Genomic DNA, 15,200 nt, shown 5'->3' with positions numbered 1-15,200 from the left:
GTAATTAGGGCTTATTTTGTGCTTTGCATTGTTTTTGGTGCATTATTCGCGTTAGTAAATGGTCTTTAATTAATGTTGAATGGTATATTTATCCTAATGGATTTCACAGTGATAGCTATGGCGACGATGATGTTGAAGTATATAGAGAATAAACTTCAAATGTATGAGAACAAATGATTATTCAAAGGTTCGTGAACGGTATTCCTGGGCTAATATAGAAGAAGTGAATACGGTCTATTCGATCAGCAGAGACAAAGATGCCTGCGGCAAGGTGAAGGAATAATCATAACCAATTATAAGCCGACACAGATCAAGATGATATTTTGATTGTGAATGGGAAAAAGTCTTCTATGTAATAGCTGAAATTACGTCCTTTCTTTGATAGGTGAAAAGTGGTAGTATATTAGAAGTGAACAAGACACGATGCACAGAATAGCAGAAGCCGTTGAAGGCATTGAAAATAGGCGGTTTTATCGCATAAAAGGATTAACAAATAGCTGGGTTTGATACCCGGTTTTTTTATAGGAGGAATTAATGGAAGCGAAGATATGGCAAAAACGTTCGGTCATTGCCTTTGTTGCGACAATCTGTGGATTGTTGTGGGGGAGCGCATTTCCTGTTTTGAAAATCAGCTACCAAGAGCTTCAGATGGCACCTGATGATATTTATGCAAAAATGGTTTTTGCAGGTGTCCGCTTCTTTTTAGCAGGTGTGATGATCCTCGTGTTTACGCGGATTCGTCATAAGAATTCGTTGTTATCTGAGATCAAGGGCTTTAAGAAAGCCATTATTGGTATGGGAATTTTAGGTACAACCTTACAATACTTTTTCTTCTATAATGGATTGGCCCATACAACAGGGGTTACCTCATCGATTATGGTAGGACTGGGCACCTTTCTCGTTGCGATTATGGCGCACTTCTATTATCCCGATGACAGTTTGACCAAGCGTAAAATTGCTGGCTTGACACTTGGAATGATTGGTGTCGCGTCGGTGGCTCTGTTAAAGGGACCTTTAGAGTTTCATATTCAGTGGAATGGCGAAGGCTTTCTTTTGGTTTCGGTGACAGTAAGCTCCATTGCTGCGATTTACGGTAAAGAGCTTGGGAAGAAAATGAACATCTTGGTTATGACGGGGAGTCAAATGTGTATTGGAGCAGCAATTCTCCTAGTTGGTGGTTTGATGGGGATTCAGGCAGGTAGCATTCAGTGGACGGCTTTGGGGCTGGGTTTGCTCTTATATGCATCTCTATTATCCGCAATTGCCTTCGGGCTTTGGTATACCCTGTTGGTCTTCAATAAGGCTGGGGAAATTAGTTTGTATAAATTCCTAATTCCTATTTTTGGCAGCGTTTTGTCTGCAGTTTTCTTAAAGGAGCAGTTCACCTATATTCATGGAGGTGCTCTCATTTTAGTTGTTTTAGGTATTTGGATGGTAAATGGAAATGGTGCGAATCGGAGGATGACAGATGAAACAAGTGCTTGAATGGAGTTTGATGGGTATTTCGATGGAGAGAATCTTAATTGCCCTTGGTGTTTTTATTGGATTTCGTATCTTGATTCGGGTGGGCTTTCCACGGTACCAGCGTTTGTTGGAGCGAATCTTTTCTAGGTTTCAATTAAAGACATTTGATCAGGTGAATCAAGCTTTTCGAAACCCCGTGAAATGGATTTTGAATATCGTGAATCTCTATGTTTCTTTTCGAATTATACTAGGTGCCCACTATCCAAACTGGGAGGGAAAGGTTCCCGCCGGATTGGACAAGGGGGTACGTATCGCTGGCATTATGATTGTGACTTATGCTCTGGTTCAGGCGAGTAAGCTCTTGGAGCAACGAATTGAATCTGCGGCTGCCAGCCATATTCAACTGGAAGCGAAGGGTGCTGTCAATCGTATGATTGGAAAGATTTTGCAGGTAGTGATTTTGGTGATTTCTGTCAGTATCCTATTGAATGAGTTTGGGTATAATCTTAATTCCTTGGTAGCTGGTCTTGGTATTGGATCCTTGGCGATCGCATTGGCGGCTCAGGATACCATATCAAATTTTGTTGCAGGTATTTTCATTATCTTGGATGGACATTTTGATTTGGGGGATATTGTTCGGATTGGTTCAGAGGAAGGTGTTGTGGAAGAAATTAAGTTTCGAACGACACGAATTCGCACCTTCGAGAAGGAAATGATAATTATGCCCAATTCTAATATTGCAAATTCGCCGGTTTACAATTATTCTCGCCGCCAGCAACGACGAGTTAAATATCAGCTGGGTGTTGTTTATGGGACAAAGGCGGAAACCCTTAAGAAAATACAGGGGGGAATGAAGGATTTAATTCAAGCTCATCCTCAGGTGGATGAAAACTCTGTAATGGTTCGCTTCACGGAATTTGGAGATTCCAGTTTGAATTTTCTTATTACCTATTTCGCGGATTCATCCGAGTACGGAACTTTGATGGAAGTACGGGAAACAGTTAATTTGGAGATCCTGAATTATCTCGAAAAAGAGGGTGTTGGGATTGCTTTTCCCTCTCAAAGTGTTTATTTTGAAAATCCCTTGATTATTTCCGATGAAAAGCGGTAATATATGGTATAGAGACATGAAAAGGAGGAACTCAAAATGAAAATTTCTAAAGAATTAATGGATGCAATGGTCGATCAAATGAATTATGAGCTTTTGTCTGAATTTGCGTACATCGCAATGGCGGCTCACTTGAAGAAAGATGGATTGGATGGATTCGCCAACTACTTTATGGTACAGGCGGCAGAAGAAAGATTCCATGCAATGAAATTCTACAACTATATCAATGAGCAGGGCGGACATGCTAAAATTGCTGCGATCCCAGAATCTATCAACAGCTATGATTCCGTATTGGCTATTGTTGAAGAGGCACTAGAGCATGAAAGACGCGTGACTGCACGGATCTATAATCTAATGGATATTGCAACAAAGGAACGTGAGTATGCAACCATCAGCTTCTTGAATTGGTACGTGGACGAGCAGGTGGAAGAAGAAGATAACATGCAAAGTATGATTGACAAGCTTAACCGCATTGGTGACAATCAATCGGCTTTCTATCATTATGATGAGCAATTGGCTGCACGTGTTTTTACACCACCGGTAAAATAGCAAAAGCAAAGCCATGATCTGTTATTTCAGATCATGGCTTTTTTTTATCTTTTTTTATTGAATTCGTTTTTCTTTATCCTCAATGGGAACAAACCAAGTAAGATAGGGCGCCAAGGCTACAAGAATACCCATCCAAATAAAAAACGCATATGGCGGGATTGTTGGAATCGCATATCTCAATATGAGGGGCAAAGGAATCAGAACTAACAAGAGTACTCGTGAAACCAAGGACTGGCGATAAACTTGGCGACACTGTGGACAACGAAGGCTATTGCTTTTCATCCAGATTTCGCGAGTGCGGTCCATCCATGAAAAGCGATGCTGACAATTGCTGCAGGTTGTAATCATAAGGTCCTCCTTAAACTGTTAGATTTAGTATGACATAGGAATCCTCTCTTTGTCTAGTGGGACCTTGCTACAAGAGATCAGCAGCTGCAATCATTAGAATTAAAAAGAAGAGCATCAAGCCATTGGATGCACCAAAACTCAATTGAAAATGACGAATGGTTGACATGAATTTTGGCTCCTGATTCATCATCCATTTCAGACAAACAAAACCGATTGCAACCTGGAAACTTAAGAGGAAGAACTTTGACCAAGAAAATAGCGTGAGTGTGGGTAGATCAAGCCCGAAAAATCCCCAAATCGATGAATAAAACCAAGGAATGATCAGACAGATACTCGCCAAAAGACTAATGGCAACTCTTTGGCCAAGAACGATTTTTTGCGGTTTCGTGCAAGGCGGACCAAAGAAAATTTGTGCGATCTTCATGAAGTAAGTTATGGTGCCCAAATTAATGACTTCATAAACGAGTCTAGCCGTTATCCCCTGCTTCTGGAGTCCATAAACCAAAAGACTTTTTGAAAGGTAGCCATTTGTAAGAAAACCACCAGTGATGGAAACCATGCCGACGATCATTGCGATCGAAAGGAGTGGCATCGTTTTGAAAATGCCCCGAATTTCTGTAATCTTTCTTTTGCCTGTATGATGAATGATTACACCCGCACAAAGAAAGAGCAGACTTTTGATCAGACTATGATTGACTAGGTGGGTTATGCCGCCTAGATACATCATGGTGTTTGGTTGACTGAGACCCATGACAATTAATCCGATTTGTGAGACTGTTGAATAAGCGAGTATTTGTTTGAGATCTTTTTGACTTAAAGCAAATATCATGCCGCTGACAGCGGACAAGAGACCTAGAGAAAAAAAGAATGAATTCATAAAGGTGAGCCCAAAGAGGGCTTGAATTCTAATAAAGGCATAGATGCCACTTTTTACTAAGAGTCCGGATAATAGAGCGGAAATCGCACTTGGTGCTGCACTATGGGCTCTTGGCAGCCAATTGTAAACGGGGAAAATAGCTGATTTTACGCAAATGGCAACTAGGAAGAAAAGATTGGCTAGTCGAAGTATGCTGGAATGAGGTACGACTGCAAGCCGTTCCGTCAATAATGTCATATTCAGGGTTCCCATGGTTGTATATAGAAAAATAAATCCGAGTTGATAAAAGAGCATACCCACTGAATTGAAGAGCAAGTAATAAATGCCACTTTTGATAGCATAGCCATTTTTTTCATAAATGATTAAAATTGTGGATAAGATGGTTGTGATTTCTATAAAGACAAAAAGGCTGAATAGGTCATTGCATTGAAGCAGACCCAAAAATGTAGCTTCTAAGAACAGGAGAAAGAATAAAAATTTATAGTTTTCTTTGTGTGACGACCAGATGTAGAAAAGGGTGATCCACCAAAATAACAGAGTGAGCCAAAGAAAACAAAGGGACAAAAGATCGTTCCTTAGTCCAATTCCAATCCAGGAGTCCCACGGACCAATGATAAGATCGTGGATGCCAACAACTTGTATGAATGCGGAGTATTGAAGCAAGAGAATCGTTAAGAGTCCTTGACAGACAAAAGCCAAGATGCTGATCCATGGTTTGTGGATGAGATGGATCAAGCATGCAGTTATAATTGGTATGACAATCAAAGTGACGGGCATTATATCCATGGAATCATCCTTTTAATAGAGTCCGCTTAAAGGGAGGCAAGAATCGTTTCTCTCTATAGCGGGCTAGCCGATACGATCATCAGAAGTAAGAAAAGAAGCATTAATGCATTGGAAGCGCCAAAACTAAGCTGAAAGTGACGAATGGCACGTACTGATTTGGGATCTTTCTTCATAAGCCATCGAACGATTCCAAAACCTAGACTAGCTTGGATTAGGTAGAGTAAGAGTTTTTCTGGCGTGAAGAGCGAGACATGTGATATATGGAGACCAAATGCGGTTCCCAAGGGTTCATAGGTCCAAGGAATTATCAAACAAGCAAGGCTTAGTGTTGTAATTGCAATCCATTGGCCTGGATTGATTTGCTGTCGTTTTGCTAGGCCGGGTCCAAAGAAAATCTGCGAGATTTTAATAAAGGAAGCCATAGTACCCAGATTGATGACTTGAAATAGCAATCGTATCCAACTGGCATGTTCTGCCAATCCATACGTGAGAAGGCTTTTCGAGATATAGCCGTTGGTGAAGAAGCCACCGGTTATGGAGATTATGGCGATGATCATTGTGATAGAAACAAAAGGCATGGTAGAAAAAACACCCCGTATTTCAGTGACCCTTCGTTTTTGATAGTGATGAATAATAATCCCGGCACATAGAAAGAGCAGTGCCTTAAAGAGTGCATGATTGATTAGGTGGCTGATGCCGCCCAAGTAAAGTTGGGTATTCGGCTGACTGATTCCCATGACGATCAAGCCAATCTGCGAGACGGTATGATAGGCGAGAATCTGTTTCAAATCTTTTTGGCTCAGAGCGAAAATTACGCCGCTCAGGGCGGAAAATAATCCAAGAAAAAAGAAAAATTCATTCATAAAGTCAAAGCTGAAAAGGGTCCGGATCCGTAAAAACGCATACAGGCCACTTTTTACCAAGAGTCCAGAAAGCAGGGCTGAAATTGCGCTCGGCGCAGCACTATGGGCTTTAGGTAGCCAGTTGTAGACAGGAAAAACAGCAGATTTTACTCCGACAGCAACCAAGAAAAACAAAAAAGAAAATCGAATCAAGGGAGAGTGGGGAGCAAGTGCCAATCGTTCCGCCAGTAGGGTCATATTTAGGGTGCCCATGGAAGAATATATAAAGATAAAGCCCAATTGATAGAAGAGCATGCCGACCGAATTAAACAAGAGATAGTAGACACCGCTTTTGATGGCAAAACCATCCTTCTCATAGATGATTAGAATCGTAGAAAGGATGGTAGTGATATCGATAAAGATGAAAAAATTGAATAGATCGTTGCTTTGCAAAAGTCCCATAAAGGTACCTTCTAGAAAGAAAAAAAAGAAAAGAAATTTATAATCTTGTTTTCGGTCCGACCAAATATAGGCAAGAATTACCCACCAAAATAGCAGGGTGAGCCAAAGAAAACCAAGGGAGAGAAGGTCGTTTCTAAGACCTATACCGATGGTTTTGCTCCAGGGACCGACGATGATTTCGTGACTTCCGGTTATTTGAATGAATCTGGTGTAGAAAAATAAAGCAACACTGATAACGCCCTGACAAAGAAAACCCAGAGTACTGATCCAAGGTCGATGGATGAGGTAGATGAGCAAGGCGATGAGGATCGGTAAAAAAATAAAGATCAAGGGCATGGCATTCATCGAATCAGTCCTTATTCATAAATTTTTTCCAAGTCAAGGTTCCGTAATGATGATAAATTTTAATGCTGAACATAAGTGCGAGACTGGTTATGGATGCTCCGATCACGATATCAGTGATCATTAGTGCTTGGGGGTAGGGATCAACCCAAATTCCTGTGCTTCCTTGATTCAGTATTGGCGGTGATGCATTGGGTGCATAGGCCAATTGAAAGAAGAGGAGAATGAGGGCTGTTTGGGCAATGGTTAAGTTAAAGATAGATTTGATAACGGTCTTGCCTACACAGAGTCCGTAAAAACCGATGCAAAACAAAAGAAAGATTAGCAGTAATGATAGTTTCATCCTTGGCCCTCCTCAAGAAATGTCTCCACGATGGCGGTTAAACCCAGGGCAACCTTGAGACTGATTAAGACATTCAATAGAAGGAAGAAGATCCTTCGAACTTCTAGTGGAAAATCTGGAGATAGAAAATTAGTGAAGAGTTCTCCACGGGTGATCACAGAAAGACTGCCCGTCAACAATATGCTGAGGTATAAAAGCTTTTCTCGGCGCAAGAGACGATTTAGATCAACCCGCCGTTCATCATCGATAAAGTAAGTCAATAAAAACCCAGTGGCAAGGATTGCCCCGCCTTGAAAGCCGCCTCCTGGTGATAGATCGCCATGGAGGATGATATAAAAGCCATAAAGAAAGACAAAGGGCAACATAATGCGACTGATGGTGATGACCAGAATGGATTGTTTCATTGTACAGCCTCCTAGTATACGTCTTCGTCTGATTTTGCCATAAAGACTATGCCAACAACCGTAATCAAAAGAATTCCGGCTTCAAAAAGAGAATCGAACAGGCGATAGTCAAGGTATATGGCAGAGACGAGGTTTTTGGCTCCTGTTTCCGCATAGCCTCTTTGCATAATATAGTCTTTTGCATTTTCGAATTGTGGACTTGTCAGTTCGGGGATTAATTGAGCAAACTGAATAAATAGGATTGCTAACCCAAAGGGAACCAATACTGCAATCAATCGTCTAGACAATAAATTCACCTTCTTTAATTTCCTTCATTTCAAAATGGTCATAAGATTGAATTCGTGACTCCAAACGATTCATCATCAAGCTTGTGGTGACCCCGGTAAATGTGCAAATGTCATATTCATGGGATTCAATGATCAGGTCGATATTGCGTTTTCTAAAAACTTTGAACTCCACATCATCTAGGGCTAAGTCTGAGACGAGAACCAATTGTAGTCGATATCGGTCACAAAATTCTTGTAATAAGGTCAAGGCCTCTAATTCCAGGGTACAGTTTTGTGGTAGAAGATTGAGTACGACAAAACTGCGATGTTTGGAAATGGAGATAATGAAGATCAGGGGAAGAATTGCGCTTCCCACAGCCACCTCGGCTAAGGATACGTCTGGCGCTTGAAACAATACATAGCAAAAAGCCGCTAACAGTGAGAATCCAGATAATAAGAATACATCGGTTAGGTGGTTGTTTGTGAGGTTAATGGCAACGGCCAAGGCTATTAAAATTCCTAAGAAAATGGGGAGGATCAACTCTTCCATGGGAATCATGATTTCGTCCTCACTGAGTCTTCGAAGGGAACCCCATGTAGCCATGCTACCCGTGCAATCATATGGGTGTTGATGGGATTGGTGATCATTAAGAAGACGATCAAAATGATTAGCTTGATTGAAGAGGCATCAAAACCTTGATAAAAAATTAAACCGATAATGACGGTAAGGGTGGCAACTGTATCGACTTTAGATATTAAAAGAATTTTTGTGAAGATATTGCGATACTGAACAATGCCAAAGATGCTGAAACCGATAAACAAACAGCCGATAATTAATAACAATGATGCGATCATTTTGTACGACCCCCTCTCAATAAAAATCGACAGATTAAGGTGATGCCAATAAATCCTATCATCGCATAGGCAATAACAAGATCTAATAGGAAGGTGCGATTGGTGACGACGGAATAAACCGTCAATAAGATTACGGATTTTGCCATAAATAGGTTTAAGGCCAATAGACGTTCCCAAACCGAGGGGCCTCGGATGAGTAAGATGGCAGAAAAAACGATGGCGCCCACAAGAAAAGCCATGGTAAGGTTTTCAATCATATTGAATCCTCCTTTCGATGGGAAGGACCAAGGGTTCCAGTTCGGTTTGAATTGTTTTGATGATTTGTAGGTTTGTTTCCTCATCTGAATAAATGGACAAAACGAAAAGCGTTGTATCTTGAATGTCCAAGGTGATGGTTCCAGGTGTCAAGGTGATCGCATTGGCAATCAGGGTTTGAACCAAGGGTGTTTTTGCTTGAATGGGAACTTCTACAACACTGGGGTGTGCGTTATGTTTTAGAATGGTTGCAATCACAGAAAATGCAGAGCGATAGATATTTCGAAACAAGACCCAGACGTATTTGGGCATGCAGACCAGCAGTTGAGAGGCGTGGTATTTGGTATATTGCGATGAAGAAACCCAGGATCGGGTGAAGAGCAGAACGAAGCCGATGGCTAGAAGACCTTGCACCACCAAGATGGGTTCCAGAGAAGGAACCAAAAGAAACCAGAATAAAATTAATGGAATCAATGACAGTAGATTGGATCGTATTTTACGTTTCATAGGGTCAACCTCCACTTGTCATTATTATACCGCAAAAACATCAGAAAATTGAAAAAAGTTGATAATTGGTTAATTGTAATAATAACAAAATTATAATGAATTTAATCTTGAAATTAATGTATATTATGGTATACTTATCTTATCGAAAAAATAGGAGGATACATCATGAACGCTATGACAGCTGATAACTTACGATCTGCATTTGGGGGAGAGAGCCAAGCCCATATGAGATATTTGCTTTGGGGAAATGAAGCGGCAAAAGAAGGGTTTTCAAAGGTTGCTAATCTGTTTGCGGCTATCGCTTATGCAGAACAAATTCATGCACACGGCCATTTTAGAGTCTTGAAAAATGAAACAGGTGATTTTCTGGTGCCAGCCGGAGCTGGCTTTGGCATTGCAAAAACATCGGACCATTTGGAATGGGCAAGAAATGGAGAATTGCACGAAGTGGAGCAAATGTATCCAGCCTTTTTATCTGTGGCGGAAGCGCAAGATGAAAAACAAGCAATTCGTTCCATGAAATTCGCCATTGAAGCAGAAAAAACCCATGCGGGCTTGTTTCTAGCGGCAAAAACGGCTGTTGATGCTGGAGTGGATTACGAGGCAGCGGCCTTGGTTTCTGTTTGTCCAGTCTGCGGACATACCCTGGCTGGTGAGGCAAAAGACGTTTGCCCAGTTTGCGGAGTGAAGGCTGAAAAATACGAAAAATTTAAAGCGTAATGCGAATGGAACCCCTCGATATGAGGGGTTCTTTTTAATTGTTAACAAAAAATTCATTCTGAAATTCGTTGACACACCCTTGTAACGCCCGTATACTTATATAGTCAAATAGTTAGACAGACTAAATAAAAAAACGGAGAGAGAATGATGAAAATAGAAGAGATTCAAAACTTGCTTCAAACCATTGATTCACTATCTCTAATTCGAGTAGAAATTGAAACAGATGGATTGCGGTTGATCACAGACAAGTCGAAAGGACCGGTACAAGTTCAGAGCACAAGCGTGCCTGTAGCTGTAGAAAGCCCGCAAGTAAACAGAAAAAGAGAAGAGACGGTCGAGCCGTTTATGGAAGAAACAATAGAGTTGGAAGGGTCAACAATTACATCGCCAATTATTGGAAGTTTCTATGCAGCACCAGGTCCTGATGCTGACAACTACGTAGAAGTTGGTACAATCGTTAAGAAGGATCAGACCGTTTGTATTGTAGAAGCGATGAAGCTGATGAATGAAGTAACAGCGGAAGAAGACTGCGAAATTCTTGAATGTTTAATTGAGGATGGACAGCCCGTTGAGTATGGACAACCATTATTCCGAGTGAAGAAGGTGTAAGTATGAAAAAAGTATTGGTAGCGAACCGCGGGGAGATTGCTGTGCGCATTATACGCGCCTGTCGTCAATTAGGGATTGAAACCGTTGCGGTGTATTCTGATGTGGATCGAGACAGTCTGCATGTGCAACTTGCAGATGAAGCCTTTTGTATCGGATCAAAAGATTTAAAAGACAGTTATTTAAATATGAACAATATTCTGGTTGCAGTGGGCTTGTCTCATGCGGATGCAGTGCATCCGGGATTTGGCTTTCTATCGGAGAATCCAGAATTTGCACGTCTTTGTGAGCAGGTTGGGGTGAAGTTTATTGGTCCATCTGCTGCTGTGATTGAGAAGATGGGAGATAAATCAGTTGCCCGTGCAACGATGATTGATGCGGGTGTACCGGTGGTGCCTGGTTCTGATGGCTTGATTGAGACGGCGACAGAAGGAAAAGAAATTGCAAAGACACTGGGTTATCCAGTTTTGGTTAAGGCTGCAGCCGGCGGTGGTGGTCGTGGGATGCGTGTGATTCAATCGGAAGAGGAATTTGAACTGCATTTTCAAGCGGCTAGACAAGAGGCTGATTTGGCATTTGGCGACGGACGCATGTACTTAGAGAAACTGATCGTCAATCCGCGGCATATCGAGGTACAGGTCATTGCGGATCAACATGGTAATGTTCGTCACTTGGGAACAAGGGATTGCTCGCTGCAACGAAGGAATCAGAAGGTAATGGAAGAGGCACCGGCTACTTTTTTACCAGAAGAGGTTCGGGCTGAAATTTCAGCTGCGGCTGTCAAAGCAGCTTCCGTCGTGGATTATGAAAACGCGGGAACCATTGAATTTGTTGTTAGCAATGATTATTCTTTCTACTTTATTGAAATGAACACAAGAATTCAGGTTGAGCACCCAATCACCGAAATGGTGACAGGAATTGATTTGATTCAAGCGCAATTGCTTGTAGCCCAGGGGGAACCCTTTGACATCGAGCAAGAAAAAATTGAAATTCAGGGACATTCTATCGAATGTCGACTAAATGCGGAAGATCCTGCGCATCAATTTCGACCTTCCCCAGGAAAAATCACAAGCCTGCGGGTACCGGGTGGATTTGGCGTGCGCATGGATAGTGCTGTTTATGCCGGATATGAAGTGTTGCCTTACTATGATTCTATGGTAGGGAAGTTGATTGTTCATGCAGAGACACGAGAATTGGCCATTGCAAAGATGTTGCAGGCCCTTTCGGAGCTGGAAATCGAAGGACTCAAAACCAACCAAGCCTTTCATTTAGAAATTCTAAATCATCCAGATTTCTTGGAGCAGCGGATTCATACGAAATGGCTGGAGACGGATTGGAAATAGGGGGAATCGAATATGCTTTTTAAGAAACGGACCTATGCAACCATACAATTGCCGAAGACCAAAGAACCATTTGTGCAGACAGAGGCGGATCCCATTAGCCGGGGAGAATTGATACCGGAAGGCGATTTTCATAAATGTCCTAATTGTGGAGAAATTTTTTATTCAGAAATTTTGAAGACAACCGAGGGTGTATGTCAAAAATGTGGACAGCATTTGCGATTAGGCGCGCGGGAACGCATTGCGCAAATTACGGATGCTTTCGATGAATTCCATATGCTTATGGAAGAAACAAATCCCTTGGATTTTCCAGGGTATGAAAAGAAATTGGAAAGCAATCGCCAGCGAAGCCAGGAAGCAGAAGGCGTCGTTACTGGATTTGCAAAGATTGACAAGCAAGCCTGTATATTGGCGGTTATGGATGCAAGTTTTATGATGGGTAGCATGGGCAGTGTAGTTGGGGAGAAAATTACCCTGGCGGTTGAACGTGCAAAAGAGGAAGCCCTACCCTTGATTATTTTTTGTGCATCCGGAGGTGCCCGCATGCAGGAGGGAATTTATTCCTTGATGCAGATGGCAAAGATCAGCCTGGCAATAGAAGCCTATTCCAAGTCAGGCGGGCTCTATGTATCGGTATTGACTGATCCAACAACCGGTGGTGTAACGGCAAGTTTTGCCATGCAGGGCGACCTGATTATGGCTGAACCGGGTGCCTTGATTGGATTTGCTGGTCGTCGGGTTATTGAGCAGACGATTCGACAGACCCTGCCTGAAGGATTCCAGCGAGCGGAATTCTTATTGGAAAAGGGATTTGTGGATCGAATCATTCCCCGTAATGAGATGAAGGATACCTTAAGTGGGATTCTGAGGCTCCATGGAGGGATAAGATGAGAGAAAAGATGAAACGCCTAGAAGGTGAACTGAAGCGTCTTGAGGCGCTACAGGCAGATGGTATTGATGTATCGGAAGCTATAAATAAACGCAAAGAGGAATTACAGGCAATTAAAGTCGACATGCCTGTGGAAGCGTGGGATCGTGTGACAAAAGCACGGGATGCCAAGCGACCCGTTGCTTCTCATTATATCAAGGGCCTTGTGGACGATTTTATGGAATTTCATGGTGACCGAAGATATGGCGATGATCCGGCTTTGATTGGCGGGATCGGCTGGATTGGCCAAACGGCTTTCACCATTCTCGGACAGGAAAAAGGCATTGGCACCAAGGACCGAGTGAAACGAAACTTTGGCATGCTGAATCCGGAAGGGTACAGAAAAGCCCAGCGTTTAATGAAGCAGGCTGAAAAATTCAATCGACCGATTCTATGTTTGGTAGATACCCCAGGAGCTTTCTGTGGATTGGGGGCGGAAGAGCGTGGTCAAGGACAGGCAATTGCTGAAAGCCTGACCATTATGGCGGGGCTTACCGTACCTGTTATTACCATCGTGATTGGTGAAGGCGGATCTGGCGGTGCTTTGGCCATGGCTGTAGCCGATGAAGTTTGGATGATGGAAAACAGCATTTACTCCGTTTTATCACCAGAGGGATTTGCTTCGATATTATGGAAAGATGCATCGCGAGCCCAAGAGGCTTCTGAGGTGATGAAAATCACCGCTCAGAATCTTGAATCCTTTGGGATGGTAGATCGTGTGGTGAAAGAACCTGTAGAATTTTCAACAGAGACCTTGCCAGCTGTGGTTGAATTGCTTCGCAAGGAAATTCTAGAAACGATAGCATCCTATCAAGCATTGCCTGTTGAAACGCTTTTGAAGAAGCGCTATGAAAGATTTAGAGTCATGGGAAAGGTAAGTGAAAAGGAGGTACTGGAATGATCTATACAGAGATTCTGGGTATTGGTGCCTACGCACCGAAAGCGGTGATGACGAACTTTGATTTGGAGAAGCTCGTAGAGACCTCCGATGAGTGGATTCAATCGCGTACAGGGATTGCGAATCGACATGTTTCTGAGGGAGAAAACACCTCTGACTTGGCTCTGAAAGCCGCTATTGCTGCGCTCAAAGATGCCAGCATGGAAGCAGAAGACCTAGATATGATTTTGTTGGCGACAACCTCGCCTGATCATTTATCCCCAAGTACAGCGGGACTGGTTCAGAAAAAAATTGGGGCGAAGAACGCCGTCGCTATGGATATTTCGGCGGGATGTACGGGTTTTGTCTATGGTCTTGATCTGGCAAAAAATCTGATTGCCTCGGGTTCCTATCAAAAAATACTGGTAATTGGTGCTGAGGTTTTGTCAAAACATCTCGATTGGACCGACCGTAACACTTGTATTTTGTTTGGGGATGGTGCTGGTGCGGCAGTGGTCGCTAAGAGCGAGCGAAACGGTCTTCAAGATACCAAGATCTACACCGATGGAGATTTAAATGATCTGATTGTCATTCCAACCATTCCAGTGAAAAATCCCATGGGAGAAACGAAGGCTGACTATGAGGCTCTTTCTATGAAGGGGCAGGATGTATTCAAATTTGCCACAAAGGTGGTTGCGAAAAGCTTGAAGGAAATGATGAAAAAGCATGACCTAACCAACGATGATATTCGCTGGGTTGTTCCCCATCAGGCTAATAAACGTATTTTTGATTTTGCGGCTTCAAAATTGAAGATGGATCCCGAAAAGTTCTATCTCAATTTAAATGAATATGGAAATACCTCCGCAGCAAGTATTCCCCTCGCTTTAAGTGAAATGAATCAAAAGGGATTACTGGCTAAGGGAGATAAAATTTTGCTCGTTGGTTTCGGCGCGGGCTTAACATGGGGCACAGCCCTTATTCAATGGTAATTATTAACGGGTAATTCTAAGGAGGAAAAAAACAATGATGGAAAAATTAAAAGCAATTTTGGTGGAAGAACTAGACGTAGAAATGGAAGCGGTAACGCTTGAAGCAAATTTTAAAGAGGACTTGGAAGCAGATTCTCTGGATATGATGCAATTGGTTATGGAAATTGAAGAAGAATTTGAGATCGAAGTAGAAACAGAAGAACTGGCAACCATCCTTACGGTTGGTGACTTGGTCGCTTACATCGAGAAGAAACAAGCATAGAGAAATAAGAAGAATCTAACGCGGCGAGATCTGTCAAAACGTTAGATTCTTTTGCTAAAGGAGGAAGGCC

The 15,200-nt window shown here is 42.3% G+C and carries 20 protein-coding genes; 10 read left to right on the top strand and 10 right to left on the bottom strand.

Annotated elements, in window-relative coordinates:
* The first annotated feature begins 534 nt into the window (after positions 1-534).
* From AC25CA_RS11735 to AC25CA_RS11725, 3 genes are read left to right on the top strand one after another with little or no spacing between them, the layout of a single operon-like run.
* The gene (locus tag AC25CA_RS11735; protein WP_486814014.1) at positions 535-1,485 is read left to right on the top strand and encodes a DMT family transporter; all 951 of its coding nucleotides are present in this window, start codon (positions 535-537) and stop codon (positions 1,483-1,485) included.
* Entirely contained in the window at positions 1,469-2,575 is a 1,107-nt protein-coding gene (locus AC25CA_RS11730) for a mechanosensitive ion channel family protein (protein WP_486814013.1), read from the top strand. The genes AC25CA_RS11735 and AC25CA_RS11730 overlap by 17 nt, the downstream gene beginning before the upstream one ends.
* A 36-nt stretch (positions 2,576-2,611) precedes the next feature.
* On the top strand, positions 2,612-3,121 hold the full coding sequence (locus tag AC25CA_RS11725) for a ferritin (RefSeq protein ID WP_486814012.1): 510 nt from the start codon (positions 2,612-2,614) through the stop codon (positions 3,119-3,121).
* Between the two features lie 54 nt (positions 3,122-3,175).
* Here the strand turns inward: AC25CA_RS11725 and AC25CA_RS11720 are convergent, their stop codons facing one another.
* From AC25CA_RS11720 to AC25CA_RS11675, 10 genes are all read right to left on the bottom strand, one after another.
* On the bottom strand, positions 3,176-3,469 hold the full coding sequence (locus AC25CA_RS11720) for a TIGR04104 family putative zinc finger protein (protein WP_486814011.1): 294 nt from the start codon (positions 3,467-3,469) through the stop codon (positions 3,176-3,178).
* Positions 3,470-3,536: 67 nt separating this feature from the next.
* Positions 3,537-5,132 carry a complex I subunit 5 family protein gene (locus AC25CA_RS11715; protein WP_486814010.1) on the bottom strand — a complete coding sequence of 532 codons (1,596 nt, stop codon included), beginning with the start codon at positions 5,130-5,132 and terminating at the stop codon, positions 3,537-3,539.
* A gap of 53 nt (positions 5,133-5,185) precedes the next feature.
* Positions 5,186-6,436: a complex I subunit 5 family protein gene (locus tag AC25CA_RS11710; protein WP_486814009.1), complete on the bottom strand. Its 1,251-nt coding sequence runs from the start codon at positions 6,434-6,436 to the stop codon at positions 5,186-5,188.
* Between the two features lie 349 nt (positions 6,437-6,785).
* Positions 6,786-7,121 carry a sodium:proton antiporter gene (locus tag AC25CA_RS11705; protein WP_486814008.1) on the bottom strand — a complete coding sequence of 112 codons (336 nt, stop codon included), beginning with the start codon at positions 7,119-7,121 and terminating at the stop codon, positions 6,786-6,788.
* Complete coding sequence (locus tag AC25CA_RS11700) at positions 7,118-7,525, bottom strand: MnhB domain-containing protein (RefSeq protein WP_486814007.1); 408 nt, start codon at positions 7,523-7,525, stop codon at positions 7,118-7,120. Before AC25CA_RS11700 ends, AC25CA_RS11705 begins: the two co-directional genes overlap by 4 nt.
* 11 nt (positions 7,526-7,536) lie before the next feature.
* The gene (gene mbhE / locus AC25CA_RS11695) at positions 7,537-7,812 is read right to left on the bottom strand and encodes a hydrogen gas-evolving membrane-bound hydrogenase subunit E (protein WP_486814006.1); all 276 of its coding nucleotides are present in this window, start codon (positions 7,810-7,812) and stop codon (positions 7,537-7,539) included.
* Positions 7,805-8,350, bottom strand: a complete 546-nt coding sequence (locus tag AC25CA_RS11690) for a Na(+)/H(+) antiporter subunit B (protein WP_486814005.1) — start codon at positions 8,348-8,350, stop codon at positions 7,805-7,807. Before AC25CA_RS11690 ends, mbhE begins: the two co-directional genes overlap by 8 nt.
* Positions 8,347-8,646 carry a cation:proton antiporter gene (locus tag AC25CA_RS11685; RefSeq protein ID WP_486814004.1) on the bottom strand — a complete coding sequence of 100 codons (300 nt, stop codon included), beginning with the start codon at positions 8,644-8,646 and terminating at the stop codon, positions 8,347-8,349. The genes AC25CA_RS11690 and AC25CA_RS11685 overlap by 4 nt, the downstream gene beginning before the upstream one ends.
* Entirely contained in the window at positions 8,643-8,903 is a 261-nt protein-coding gene (locus AC25CA_RS11680) for an MrpF/PhaF family protein (RefSeq protein WP_486814003.1), read from the bottom strand. The genes AC25CA_RS11685 and AC25CA_RS11680 overlap by 4 nt, the downstream gene beginning before the upstream one ends.
* Positions 8,896-9,408 (bottom strand): Na+/H+ antiporter subunit E, encoded by a 513-nt coding sequence (locus tag AC25CA_RS11675; protein ID WP_486814002.1) that lies wholly within the window; start codon positions 9,406-9,408, stop codon positions 8,896-8,898. Before AC25CA_RS11675 ends, AC25CA_RS11680 begins: the two co-directional genes overlap by 8 nt.
* A gap of 165 nt (positions 9,409-9,573) precedes the next feature.
* Here AC25CA_RS11675 and AC25CA_RS11670 point away from each other — a divergent pair, with 165 nt between their 5' ends.
* The 7 genes from AC25CA_RS11670 to acpP all read left to right on the top strand — a co-directional run bounded on the left by AC25CA_RS11670 (position 9,574) and on the right by acpP (position 15,130).
* Positions 9,574-10,128, top strand: a complete 555-nt coding sequence (locus AC25CA_RS11670) for a rubrerythrin family protein (RefSeq protein WP_486814001.1) — start codon at positions 9,574-9,576, stop codon at positions 10,126-10,128.
* A 144-nt stretch (positions 10,129-10,272) separates the two neighbouring features.
* Positions 10,273-10,737: an acetyl-CoA carboxylase biotin carboxyl carrier protein gene (gene accB, locus AC25CA_RS11665; protein WP_486814000.1), complete on the top strand. Its 465-nt coding sequence runs from the start codon at positions 10,273-10,275 to the stop codon at positions 10,735-10,737.
* Positions 10,738-10,739: 2 nt separating this feature from the next.
* On the top strand, positions 10,740-12,077 hold the full coding sequence (gene accC, locus AC25CA_RS11660) for an acetyl-CoA carboxylase biotin carboxylase subunit (RefSeq protein WP_486813999.1): 1,338 nt from the start codon (positions 10,740-10,742) through the stop codon (positions 12,075-12,077).
* A 12-nt stretch (positions 12,078-12,089) separates the two neighbouring features.
* Entirely contained in the window at positions 12,090-12,965 is an 876-nt protein-coding gene (accD, locus tag AC25CA_RS11655) for an acetyl-CoA carboxylase, carboxyltransferase subunit beta (RefSeq protein WP_486813998.1), read from the top strand.
* A complete protein-coding gene (locus tag AC25CA_RS11650; RefSeq protein ID WP_486813997.1) occupies positions 12,962-13,903 on the top strand; it encodes an acetyl-CoA carboxylase carboxyltransferase subunit alpha in 942 nt (313 codons plus the stop codon). Before accD ends, AC25CA_RS11650 begins: the two co-directional genes overlap by 4 nt.
* Positions 13,900-14,868, top strand: a complete 969-nt coding sequence (locus AC25CA_RS11645; RefSeq protein WP_486813996.1) for a beta-ketoacyl-ACP synthase III — start codon at positions 13,900-13,902, stop codon at positions 14,866-14,868. The genes AC25CA_RS11650 and AC25CA_RS11645 overlap by 4 nt, the downstream gene beginning before the upstream one ends.
* A 34-nt stretch (positions 14,869-14,902) precedes the next feature.
* On the top strand, positions 14,903-15,130 hold the full coding sequence (gene acpP, locus AC25CA_RS11640; RefSeq protein WP_486813995.1) for an acyl carrier protein: 228 nt from the start codon (positions 14,903-14,905) through the stop codon (positions 15,128-15,130).
* The last annotated feature ends 70 nt before the right edge of the window (positions 15,131-15,200 follow it).

Source organism: Gottschalkiaceae bacterium SANA (genome assembly GCA_036323355.1).
GTDB lineage: Bacteria > Bacillota > Clostridia > Tissierellales > GPF-1 > GPF-1.
This window is presented reverse-complemented; position numbering and strand designations above follow the sequence as displayed.

Excerpts from the sequence above, each read along its gene's own strand:
- AC25CA_RS11735 (WP_486814014.1), top strand. The coding sequence starts at position 535 with ATGGAAGCGAAGATATGGCAAAAACGTTCGGTCATTGCCTTTGTTGCG.
- AC25CA_RS11730 (WP_486814013.1), top strand. The coding sequence starts at position 1,469 with ATGAAACAAGTGCTTGAATGGAGTTTGATGGGTATTTCGATGGAGAGA.
- AC25CA_RS11725 (WP_486814012.1), top strand. The coding sequence starts at position 2,612 with ATGAAAATTTCTAAAGAATTAATGGATGCAATGGTCGATCAAATGAAT.
- AC25CA_RS11720 (WP_486814011.1), bottom strand. The coding sequence starts at position 3,469 with ATGATTACAACCTGCAGCAATTGTCAGCATCGCTTTTCATGGATGGAC.
- AC25CA_RS11715 (WP_486814010.1), bottom strand. The coding sequence starts at position 5,132 with ATGGATATAATGCCCGTCACTTTGATTGTCATACCAATTATAACTGCA.
- AC25CA_RS11710 (WP_486814009.1), bottom strand. The coding sequence starts at position 6,436 with ATGGGACTTTTGCAAAGCAACGATCTATTCAATTTTTTCATCTTTATC.
- AC25CA_RS11705 (WP_486814008.1), bottom strand. The coding sequence starts at position 7,121 with ATGAAACTATCATTACTGCTAATCTTTCTTTTGTTTTGCATCGGTTTT.
- AC25CA_RS11700 (WP_486814007.1), bottom strand. The coding sequence starts at position 7,525 with ATGAAACAATCCATTCTGGTCATCACCATCAGTCGCATTATGTTGCCC.
- AC25CA_RS11690 (WP_486814005.1), bottom strand. The coding sequence starts at position 8,350 with ATGATTCCCATGGAAGAGTTGATCCTCCCCATTTTCTTAGGAATTTTA.
- AC25CA_RS11685 (WP_486814004.1), bottom strand. The coding sequence starts at position 8,646 with ATGATCGCATCATTGTTATTAATTATCGGCTGTTTGTTTATCGGTTTC.
- AC25CA_RS11680 (WP_486814003.1), bottom strand. The coding sequence starts at position 8,903 with ATGATTGAAAACCTTACCATGGCTTTTCTTGTGGGCGCCATCGTTTTT.
- AC25CA_RS11675 (WP_486814002.1), bottom strand. The coding sequence starts at position 9,408 with ATGAAACGTAAAATACGATCCAATCTACTGTCATTGATTCCATTAATT.
- AC25CA_RS11670 (WP_486814001.1), top strand. The coding sequence starts at position 9,574 with ATGAACGCTATGACAGCTGATAACTTACGATCTGCATTTGGGGGAGAG.
- accB (WP_486814000.1), top strand. The coding sequence starts at position 10,273 with ATGATGAAAATAGAAGAGATTCAAAACTTGCTTCAAACCATTGATTCA.
- accC (WP_486813999.1), top strand. The coding sequence starts at position 10,740 with ATGAAAAAAGTATTGGTAGCGAACCGCGGGGAGATTGCTGTGCGCATT.
- accD (WP_486813998.1), top strand. The coding sequence starts at position 12,090 with ATGCTTTTTAAGAAACGGACCTATGCAACCATACAATTGCCGAAGACC.
- AC25CA_RS11650 (WP_486813997.1), top strand. The coding sequence starts at position 12,962 with ATGAGAGAAAAGATGAAACGCCTAGAAGGTGAACTGAAGCGTCTTGAG.
- AC25CA_RS11645 (WP_486813996.1), top strand. The coding sequence starts at position 13,900 with ATGATCTATACAGAGATTCTGGGTATTGGTGCCTACGCACCGAAAGCG.
- acpP (WP_486813995.1), top strand. The coding sequence starts at position 14,903 with ATGATGGAAAAATTAAAAGCAATTTTGGTGGAAGAACTAGACGTAGAA.